Source organism: Chryseobacterium sp. RR2-3-20 (assembly GCF_017808115.1).
Lineage (GTDB): Bacteria > Bacteroidota > Bacteroidia > Flavobacteriales > Weeksellaceae > Chryseobacterium > Chryseobacterium oryzae.
In genome coordinates this window covers 1-10,012 of sequence record NZ_JADQBD010000084.1, presented here as the reverse complement: position 1 = coordinate 10,012, position 10,012 = coordinate 1, and the positions used below count along the sequence as shown (strand labels likewise).

Below are 10,012 nucleotides of genomic sequence, written 5' to 3'. Positions count from 1 at the left end.
AACTTCAGAATGCAACTTCGAGGCGTGAGAGACAAAGCATTTTTCCTTTTCAGATTATCCAAAATTTTTGCCTAGTCCCCAACTTTTGTTACTGATCCATTTTTTATCTACAGCAAATGAATAAAAAATAATTCCTAAATAAATAACATAAGCAGTTGTAGCAATTATTAGTAAGATTTTAAGGGTTTTGTGTTCGGATAATATTTCCTCATTAGATTTTTCAAGTAAGTTTTTATTCATCATTATTTAATTTATTATTTTTGATTATCTCGATTTCTTTTATTGAGTTCCTTGGGTAAATTTAATGTTTTATTTGATTTTGTTATATAAAAATAGTATTGACTTTTAGAGCCAACTAAATAAATTTCTTTACCAGATCCTGAATTTAATGTATGAATTGTATTATGTTCAATGTTTCCCATTTTAATTGTGTTTGAAGTTTTTTCAACTATTGTAAAACTTTTTCTAATTTTTTAAAGCATTATTTCACAGCATGTTTTTCAGCATTACGGCTAACGTTTTCGGGCTTTGCGTTGGTGGGCTTTTGAAACCGTAAGCTGTCTGCTAGCACCAATGTTTATTAATTGCTCAAATGATTCTATTCACACTGTCCGCCCACTAACGCAAAACCCGTGTTAGGCGTTCGGCTATATCTCCGCCAACTTTTCCATTGCATTTTTTTCTTTTGTTGAAAGTTTTTTTAAAATGTCCGAAGCTTGTTCGATATATTTTCTGTCTTTTGTTTTGCTCACTTGTAAAAACAAATCTGAAATTTCTGTCCACAAGTTTGCAATTTCAATAAATTCCGTGTGTGCTTGTTTAAGTTTGTCGAGTTTTAAAATATCGTAGCTCTCTTTTAAAAAGTCTCTATACAAATTTCTAAATAATGCACCGCCTGTACCTGCTCTCTCCATTATCATTGCACTTGCTTTAAATTCGCTTTCAATGTTTTTGCTTGTGTCATACCACTTATGTATTTCTTTGCTGGTTTTTAAAATTCCTTTATAACCAATGTTGTTGATTGGTGGATTTATATAATCTGTTGCATTGTTACGAATAGCATCTAAAACAGCAATTTTTAAATCATAATTTTTGTTTGTCTTGTTAAGGGTGTAATACAAGTTTTTTGAGGACATAGGTCCTTTCTCGTTTCTTGCCAACGCCAAGCTTTTCAAACTTGTTTTCACTTTTCCGCCTTGTTGTTTTGTGTCTACTAAAAATGCAGTTTCATTGTCATAGCCATAAATTGCAGCATAGTGTCCGGCAAAATGAAAAGGATTTGAGAAGTATTCTAAATGATAACAGTCCAATTTAAGTCCTACAACTTTCCCGTTGTCAAGTAGCTGTTTCACGTTGTCCCAAGCCTTTTGAATTGAGGAAGTTTCATTTATTGTCAATTCAAGGTTTAAGTTTTTCGCAATGTTCAGTGTCAGTAAATCAGTTTTAATGCGTCCGCCAATGAAAGGAAAGTCCATTGTTTTCATATTCCAAAATATAAATCCAAGTCCTTGTCCAAGCCCAAAAAGCATTGGTTCAGAAAGTTCAATGTCAAGTTGTCGCAACAATGTTCCTGTTGCAGTTGTCTCACAATGTTGTCCGTCAAATGGTTTTAAATTCTCTATTTTCATTTTGTTTACTCTATCTGTCTTAGCTGACGCCTAACGTTTCGGGTATTGGCGTAGTGGCGGATTTTTAGCACAAAACTTCAATCGATGAACGAATGTTGAGCCTTGCAAAAATGCTCAATCGAAGAACTTCTCCCGCCATTACGCCAATACCTTGTTAGCTGTTCGCCCTTTTGTTCGTATGTTGTTTGTTCATTCATTTGGTCGTTTCGTGGTGCGTTGGCTTGGTAGCTCTTTTGCATTTTTTGTTGGCTTTGTGCGTTGGCTAAAATGCAAATGTGCTACCAAAAGCGATGGCACATAGTTGCTAACTTTCAAATTCTATGCTGTCATCTAAACCTTTGTATTTGAGTTTTAAATAATCTTGTTTAATCTCTGCGACTTCGAATTCTGTCTTTTGATTGTTGATGTCAATTGATATTTCTGTTTTGGTTTGATTATAATTCCAAACACCTTTACTAACATTTCCTGCTTCTGAATAGATAAGTTCATTGTCTTGTGGCTGACCATTTCTGAAAAAATATTCAATATTGTCCAAAGCATTTTTCTGTTTCCAAAATTTGTCTTCCAATTTAGCTCTATTTATTGGTTGTTGAGTGTTCGGAATATTGGGATCGGCAATGTTTTTTTGTCTGAACTCGTCAATTCTTTTTATGGCGATTTCATTTTGTGCTTCCGCCAATTTTTTTAGTATTTTTTTTTGTAATTCTTTTTCAATTTCAAGTTTAATTTTTGATTTCTGCGTGTATTTTTGGTTGTCAAGGTCTTTCAATTCATTTTTAAGTGCAGTTTCTTTTTGATGTCCTATTCTCGCAAGTTCCAATTTATTATTTTCTTCTTCTAAAATAAGTTCGTCATAGCCACCTTTATTGCTCATAAGCTTTGTCAATAATGGTAAAAGCTCAATCAAAACAAATAGAATTGTGATTGCCAAATGTGTTCCACCTAATGAATACAAAACTTTCACACGTTCTATCACTCCAATTTTTTGAGCTTTGTATTCATTTACTTTTCCTTCTAAGTCAATTGTGTTGAGCAGAGTTACTTTTTGATTTTCTAATGTCGCTAATTCATTACTGGCTTTATTTAATTCTTGTGTGGCTTTGTCAAATTCCTCCTTGTAAAGCTTTGCATAAGTTCCGTAGCCAACGCCTTGACCTGTTTTTCCTTCAACTTCGTTTTTTAGATTAATTCTTGCATCTTCTTTGGTTTTTTCTCTTTTAGCAACTTCTTCTTTCTTCGTCTTAATTTCGTTTTGAATGGTTCTTGCACTTTCATCTTCCACCTTTTTTGAAACAGTAGCATTTATTTCATTATTTACTTCCTTCTCAAAAATTTTAAATTCAAGCGGTGTTGCTACCACAATTCCAATCATTAATGCTAATGCAACACGAGGAATTGATTTTAGAATTTGAATATTTAATGTGTCGTTTTTGCTAATTGTAGAAACAATTGCTCTGTCAAGCGACAAGATTATAAAACCCCAAATAATGCCGATTGGCAAATAAAGCCAAACGAAGTTTGTGCCTTCGGTATTGAATGCGAAAGAAAGAAAATAAGTCGCTGAAAAAATGGATAAAAATGCCACACAAAAAACAACAATGCCAATATTGGTGTATTTGCTAATTTCTTTATCATCACATTTTTTGACGATTTCAACGCTGGCACCACTGCACCAAATAAAAAAATCTCTCATTGTTAAGGTTGAATATAGGATTTGATTTTATCTACTATCGATTTTATATTTTTGGGCTTCGCCACTTTTTTTACAATATTTGATGAAATATCACCGTCGCTGTGGTCTATTGTTAGATTACAGTCAATTGTTTCAAAACTGATTGCTGTATCATAATCTATTGCTGGAATGAAATTGTAATCAAGATTTACCGCTTTGCCAATATCGGGAACAATTTGGTCAAAGCGTGGTACTAAATTTTGTAATTCAAGTTCGTATTTGTTCTGAATTACCGTGATGTGAAGTTTTACAGATGTTTCATTGAACAATTCATTTTTGCACCATAATCTGTATGTAGTATCTTGTTTAATGTGTTCTGTAAGTTCGGGTTTGTTTGATACATCTGTTTTGTTTCCAAAATTATCTTCCAAGATAATTTCACTTGCATTCTCAATGTTCCAATTTAAAGTGACAGGAACAGAAGCAACCACGAATAAATAATTTGAAGTGAAACTTTTTATTTTAATACGGCTGTAAACTTCAACAATTACCTCTTGTTCAATTTTTGTAATTCCATCTAAAGCTGTCGCAACTATTTTATAGTGAGTGTGTTTTTCTGGTTCAATGTTTTTTTCTCCACGATTACTTATTACCTCACTTTTTCCATCGTAAAATAGTTCCACTTTTTCAGCATTTTCAATGTCCCATTTTAAATCAGTCGACTTGCCAAATTCAATTTTATGTTGCTTGCTTCTGAACTCTTTAATTTTAGGTAATGCGAGAACTTCAATTTTAATTTCTTGTTCAGCTTTTCCGAAAGTGTTTTCGGCAATTAGTTTATAAATTGTTGTTTGGGTAGGAGATACAGAAGTTGAATTTTTGCCTGTTATATTTCCTATTCCAGCAATATTGATGCTTTCAAAATCTTCAACTTCCCAAGATAATTCTAAACTTTTACCATTTAGAACAGTAGAAGAATTTGAAGTAAAACTTTTTATATTTGGCTTAGTCATTAAACTGCCAATCGCTTGATGCCATTGTTTGTAGCTTAATCTTCTACTCGGGTTTTTGTATCCATAATTTACAGTTTCATCAAAAGCCTTTATGATACCATTTGGAAGCAGTTTCAACCTTTCAATATACCAATCATAAGCCTTCTCTTCTCTAAAGTTGTTATCTTTTTTGTCGATGGATGGATATTTGTATTTAGACAAATAATTATTCATCTCATCCCGTCCAACTGTTTTTAAGAAGAATAAAGGATGAAAAGGAAATAGAAGAAAATGAACACCAATTGCAACAGCCCAAGTATCAGTATTAAAATCAACAGTAATTAGAGACTGTCCATTTCTGAGTTGTTCTTGAATTTCAGGTGCAAGCCAATCCCCAGGTTTTCCGAAAGTTTCAGGATTGTCATTTATTGCACCACCTTCGTAATCAATAAGACAAAGTTTGCCTTCGGTCATATTTACGAAAAAGTTCTTTGGATTTAGGTCTGCATATATGAAATTCATATTGCCTAAATGCTTGAACGCTTCTACTAAATCATAAGCCATTTTTAACCTGTGATTTAATGGAAGATTGTAAAATTCGTTTTTTAATCTCTTTCTTTTGTCTAAATCAGCATCATTGACAACACTATCAAATTCAATCCATTTTTTACTCTCCAAGAGATTGGCAGAATAGCCAATTACTCTTTTATTATTAAGTGTTCCTTCAAAACTAAATTGTGGTAAAGCACCAAGTCCGTTTACCTTGTCTAAGGTTTTTTCGTTATTATCTTTTAGTTTTTGATTGTATTTTGAAATTTCATCTTGAAATCTTCTAATAGTATTAAATCCTCTTTCATCGCTACCTGTTCCATCATTCAATAGTATTTTTATTACTTGAATGCTTTTTAATGTTTTACCATTGGCTGATTTGCATAGATATACTTCGCCAAACCCACCACTTGCAAAAGGTTTGTCTTCAATAACAATGTGATTGATGTTGTCAAACTCATTGTTTAGATTGGTAGTTTTGTAAAGGTTGCTATTGAGCTGGATTGTTTTCAATTACTTCATTATTTAAAAGGTTATTGTTTTTTTCAACTCTTTTATTATTTTGATACTGCAAAACCTGTGGTGTGATTAGAATACCAATACTTGCATCATCATCAATTATTGGTTTTATTGCTTCTAAATAATTCTTAATAAACTCGTTTAAGTTTTCTCGATTAGGTTCAGTTATTTCTTCAAAATATATCTTTAGCTTTTGAAAAAACAAGTTCATCGTTTCTTCGAACTTTATCCATTTGCCAGCGGAATTGCTTCCCATATTCAACTGGTCATTAGAAAAAATACCGTCAGTACAAATCATTAATATATCTCCGAAGAAATTATCTTTCTTCAAATTGATTATACTTGGTTCTGCTTCTTGAAAAGAAGAATTTGCGGAAATTAATCTATATAAAGCTTCTTTGCCTCCTTGTGGTATAGAATGAGGATTTAATAGATTTACAGCATTCCACGGAAATAAATAAGTATTTGGAAATTCGTTAAAATTTCCTTTTATATGCCATATTGCTCCATTTCCTGCGTACGCAATTTCCAATTCTTTTTGTTTGTCTAATGCAACTATTACAGTTGTTCCGTAATGGTTTGGGTCATTGTTTGTTTCAGATGCTTGACTAATCAATTTGCTCTTTGCATTTTCAAAAATTTGTTTGAAGTCTGTTCTTTCAGACTTCCCAAAATTGTTCAGCAATTCTGCATTGATACTTTGTACAACTATTTGAGAAGCCACCCCAGCAAAAGATAGACTTCCTAAACCGTCAGCAACAATAATTGAATTTTCAAGCTCAATATGTGCATCTTGATTTTCCGACTTATTTGTAATCGTTCCTGTTGCGGTAAGTAAATTAAATGTCTGATTTTCCATACTTCGTATTTGCAGATAGAGACGATGTGAAAAATTGTCTCAAATCATTTTCTGAATAACTTGTCTTGAAAAAGTTAGGTGCAGAAGCAACATCAAGAAGAACGTTTTTAGCTAACTTAGTTTCTTCTTCTCCAATTTGCTCTTTAGCTAAGAACAAGGTTGTGCAAATTTGAATTTTGTCGTTTTCTTTTACTTGTTTTGAAATGTTAAGCGTTTCATCCGCTTTTAAACATAAACCGTCAGACAAAACGATAATACTTACTTTATGGTCAATACTATTTTGAAGTGCTTCGGGAGAAGATAAAAATTCTTTTGCAAGTTCTTCCGCTTTTTGCAACGCACCACCAATAAAGGTTCTACCACCGTGCCCATTGTTTACTGGATTATAGTCAGCATAATCGTCAATATCTTCTAACGGAGTGATAGGAGTGTGAATAGTTGCATTATCATCAAAAGTTACAACTGCAATTGAGAAGTTATTTTTGATTGAACTATTCTTGAAAAAACCTAAAAAGTCCCTTACAGCAACGTTTACGTTATCAGCTAAAGGTCGGTTTCCATCTCCGATATAATGTTGCATAGAGCCACTTCCGTCAAGCACTAAAATACCTAATTGATGAAATGTTCTTGACGATGCAACGTCTGGAATTTCTGTGATGTTACTCATAGTATTTGATTTTAAAATTTATATGTTGTAAATATAGAAAGTTGTTGTGAATGAAAAATACGGTTTTCCGTAAACGTGTCTGTCGAATGTTGGATGTGCGGTTGGTAAAAAACAAATGTGGTGCAATAACGTTGGCTTGGAGCGGTTGGTTGCACCTCATTTGTTTTTTGAGCGTTGGCTTTTTTTGTCATTTGTCCGTGCGTTGATTTATGCACTGTCGTTCGTTTAGGGTGACAGCTAACGGTTCACGGCTTTGCGAAGGAGCGGATTAGAAAGACGGAACTTTCAACTTTGTACCAACGTAGCAAAACCATTTATTACTTTTGCTAAATTACAAAAAAGAGCAAAATAAAAATGGTTTTGCGGATTAAAATGTACAAACTTTCAATCTTGAACGAAACCCGCTCTTTTGCAAAACCGATGTTATGCACAGTGCGAATTAGAAGAGTTGCATTTGTCCGCTTTTAATGGGTTGCATTTCTTCAATAAAATCTTCCCATAAGTTTAAAGTCAAGTTGAAATTATACGTTTCGTTTATTTCATTCAGTCCTGTTTGTAATACCGAATTTTCAATATTTTCTGCTAATTTCAAAAGGTCAATACGCATTAAAACATCTTTTGTAAATGTTCTTTTTGCATCGGAAAATGTGATAGATTGCAAAAACTGAACATTCGTTTCAGAATTAAGTAGCAAAAAAGTATAAACTGCAAATTCTAAATTGTCAAAACCAAGAAGATAACAAGTATCATCAAGCATTAAAGGCTTTTCATTTTGTGGTAAAACTAATGTAAAATGAAAAGTTTTGTAAAGCCCTGAAATGGCTACTTTATATGGTTTGAAAGAATAATCTCCAACTCCAAAAATTGAAAACGGTGGTTTGTTATTATAAATAGATGATTTTCTTCCATTAAAAACCTCTTGATGTTCCGTCAAATATTCATAAGTTTTGGGATAATCATATTTGATATAATTGGTTTCTTGTCCTACTTTTTTTTGTGTTACGATTGTGAATTTTCTCGACTCTGAAATGACAGTATTTTTCAAGTCCGAACTTTTTAAAAGCCCATAGACCAAGTCATTTTCCAATTTAATTTCATCTTTAAGTCCGTTTACAAAGTGTCCGTTCACTTTGTCCAATTCCATTATGGAAGAACAATCGTGTTTTATACCTTGTCTCCATTCAAAAGGACAAACACCATCTATTTGTTGGTTACTAAAATAAGCGTCAATGTTGGATACAAATTTCCTTTTTATCCAACCAAATCGTTTTCTTTCTTCAAATCTTCTTTTGCTTCTTGCTTTTGTTCTATCAGTATTTTTGGAATTATACAAATTCAATTCTTCACATTCAAATTCAGGTTCTGTATTCAACTTACAAGTAAATAGGGAAGCCTCAACCGAAACATTAAATTCTTTCTTGCAATCAATGTAATATCGTTCGATTTCAGAAATTCCAAATTTGTTGTTTTCTTGTTCATAAACGATATTTTTAATCACAGAATTTTTAACCAACAAAGCTATTTGACCTTTCATTTTTTGAAAGGTTTCAATAAGGTTTATTGTAATAAATTCCGCAATGTCAAAGTTTCCTTTTCCTGTTATTGCATCAAGTCCGTTATGGTTTTTAAAGTTTCGCTTTTTTGGTAAGTTTGAAGAATTTAAACTTCCTAATTGTGAATTTGTAACCCAAGGTGGATTTCCAATTATTAAAATTTCCTTATCTCTATTTTCTTTCGCTAATTGCTTGAAATTATAGTCAAAAACACTACTGTGAATGATTGAAATTACAGGTTTGTTCTCTTTTGAATTTTGTAGATAGAAATCAATAATATTGAATTTGCATTCCCAAACGTAAGGTTTGTAAATCTCTATTCCATAGATTTTTTCCGCATTTTGAAACTGTTGAAGAGAAGCTAAAATAAAATTTCCTTTACCACAAGTTGGTTCAATAATGATTTGTGGCAAACTGCTTTTGTTAGCCAAAATTTTAGCGACATTATTAGCTAAATTTAGATTGGTTTGAAAATCTCCATATTCGGTTCTGTCAGGTTCAGAAACAATATTTTGGCTTTCGGAAATAGCAATAATTAAGTTTTTTAATTCTTCCTCTGTTTCAAAAAAATCAACAATACCAAAAGAATTAAACAACAAATTATTAGCTTCTTTGAAGCATATGTCTTCTTTTAGATTACTTTTTAAGTAGTCTAAAGCGGAATGAGTAATATTTCCTTCAAAGATTTGCATTTTTATTTTGGTTTATTGTAGCTTACAATTTTATCAATTCCTGGAATATCGTCTGTCAAGGCTACAATTCTTTGATATTGTAATCTCCATTGCAAAGCGTTTGAAATGGTTAAATAACCTTGCTCTGGTGGTGTTTGTAAAATTTGTTCTGCAACTTTGGCTAACGTGATTTCGTCAGCAGGAATATTTTTGTCTTGTAAATAAGCAATAATGTCAGCTTCGTTTGCTCCATCTTTTACCATTTCACGTAAACGGAAAGTTGTTGTATAATCAGCTGTTCGTTCTTTGTGAACAAAAGAACAACTAACAAAGTTTAAAATTGCTGTTTGTGTTTTTGGGTCGTCAGATTTATCATAAACAAAAACAAGTAAATTATAACCTAATCCGAAAATTTTTTGTTTAGCGTCTTTAAAAGGACAAGATGATTGAGGTTGTCTGATAGACGTTACTTTAATATCAGTCTGAATATCATCAGAAGGTAAGTCAATTCCTCTTGCTGAAGAACCTACTAAAACCTCATATTTGTCGTTTAAGTGAGTTTGGAATTTATGTTCAATAAGTGTTCCTACTGCTTTTCCGTCGGTTACTCCATAAAGTTCCTTGTGTTGAAATTTCGATTGTTCAACACAGAATATTTGGGCTTCTTCAATTAACTTTTCAATCGTCAGTTTCTCTTTCTGTTCCATTTGGTAAAAATACGAAATTAATTTGGGGTAATTTTTGTTGGAAAGTCAATTTTATGACTTGAAGTTGATTTTAGCACTGTCGCAAACGCATTGTGCATAACGGAAAGGGGCTTTGCGAGGTGCGGGCTACTGTAAACTGAAAGTCGATAGGAGAACCAATCTCTAGCAAAAACCATTTTCATTTTTTTCAAATTT

9 protein-coding genes are annotated in these 10,012 nt (G+C 32.3%); all 9 read right to left on the bottom strand.

Features of this window, described 5'->3' with window-relative positions; genetic code table 11:
• Positions 1-54: 54 nt before the first annotated feature.
• Positions 55-243: a hypothetical protein gene (locus IV513_RS13910; protein WP_209391162.1), complete on the bottom strand. Its 189-nt coding sequence runs from the start codon at positions 241-243 to the stop codon at positions 55-57.
• Positions 244-254: 11 nt separating this feature from the next.
• The gene (locus IV513_RS13905) at positions 255-422 is read right to left on the bottom strand and encodes a hypothetical protein (RefSeq protein ID WP_209391161.1); all 168 of its coding nucleotides are present in this window, start codon (positions 420-422) and stop codon (positions 255-257) included.
• A 225-nt stretch (positions 423-647) separates the two neighbouring features.
• Positions 648-1,628, bottom strand: coding sequence for a BtrH N-terminal domain-containing protein (locus IV513_RS13900; protein WP_209391160.1), 981 nt, complete (start codon positions 1,626-1,628; stop codon positions 648-650).
• 304 nt (positions 1,629-1,932) lie between these two features.
• Positions 1,933-3,321, bottom strand: a complete 1,389-nt coding sequence (locus IV513_RS13895) for a DUF4407 domain-containing protein (RefSeq protein ID WP_209391159.1) — start codon at positions 3,319-3,321, stop codon at positions 1,933-1,935.
• Between the two features lie 2 nt (positions 3,322-3,323).
• Positions 3,324-5,354: a serine/threonine-protein kinase gene (locus tag IV513_RS13890; protein ID WP_209391158.1), complete on the bottom strand. Its 2,031-nt coding sequence runs from the start codon at positions 5,352-5,354 to the stop codon at positions 3,324-3,326.
• The gene (locus IV513_RS13885; RefSeq protein ID WP_209391157.1) at positions 5,332-6,219 is read right to left on the bottom strand and encodes a protein phosphatase 2C domain-containing protein; all 888 of its coding nucleotides are present in this window, start codon (positions 6,217-6,219) and stop codon (positions 5,332-5,334) included. Before IV513_RS13885 ends, IV513_RS13890 begins: the two co-directional genes overlap by 23 nt.
• Complete coding sequence (locus tag IV513_RS13880; RefSeq protein WP_209391156.1) at positions 6,200-6,886, bottom strand: vWA domain-containing protein; 687 nt, start codon at positions 6,884-6,886, stop codon at positions 6,200-6,202. The genes IV513_RS13885 and IV513_RS13880 overlap by 20 nt, the downstream gene beginning before the upstream one ends.
• Before the next feature lie 439 nt (positions 6,887-7,325).
• Positions 7,326-9,131: a hypothetical protein gene (locus IV513_RS13875; protein WP_209391155.1), complete on the bottom strand. Its 1,806-nt coding sequence runs from the start codon at positions 9,129-9,131 to the stop codon at positions 7,326-7,328.
• A 2-nt stretch (positions 9,132-9,133) separates the two neighbouring features.
• On the bottom strand, positions 9,134-9,817 hold the full coding sequence (locus IV513_RS13870; protein ID WP_209391154.1) for a hypothetical protein: 684 nt from the start codon (positions 9,815-9,817) through the stop codon (positions 9,134-9,136).
• Positions 9,818-10,012: the final 195 nt, after the last annotated feature.

Excerpts from the sequence above, each read along its gene's own strand:
- IV513_RS13905 (WP_209391161.1), bottom strand. The coding sequence starts at position 422 with ATGGGAAACATTGAACATAATACAATTCATACATTAAATTCAGGATCT.
- IV513_RS13870 (WP_209391154.1), bottom strand. The coding sequence starts at position 9,817 with ATGGAACAGAAAGAGAAACTGACGATTGAAAAGTTAATTGAAGAAGCC.
- IV513_RS13910 (WP_209391162.1), bottom strand. The coding sequence starts at position 243 with ATGATGAATAAAAACTTACTTGAAAAATCTAATGAGGAAATATTATCC.
- IV513_RS13885 (WP_209391157.1), bottom strand. The coding sequence starts at position 6,219 with ATGGAAAATCAGACATTTAATTTACTTACCGCAACAGGAACGATTACA.
- IV513_RS13880 (WP_209391156.1), bottom strand. The coding sequence starts at position 6,886 with ATGAGTAACATCACAGAAATTCCAGACGTTGCATCGTCAAGAACATTT.
- IV513_RS13875 (WP_209391155.1), bottom strand. The coding sequence starts at position 9,131 with ATGCAAATCTTTGAAGGAAATATTACTCATTCCGCTTTAGACTACTTA.
- IV513_RS13895 (WP_209391159.1), bottom strand. The coding sequence starts at position 3,321 with ATGAGAGATTTTTTTATTTGGTGCAGTGGTGCCAGCGTTGAAATCGTC.
- IV513_RS13900 (WP_209391160.1), bottom strand. The coding sequence starts at position 1,628 with ATGAAAATAGAGAATTTAAAACCATTTGACGGACAACATTGTGAGACA.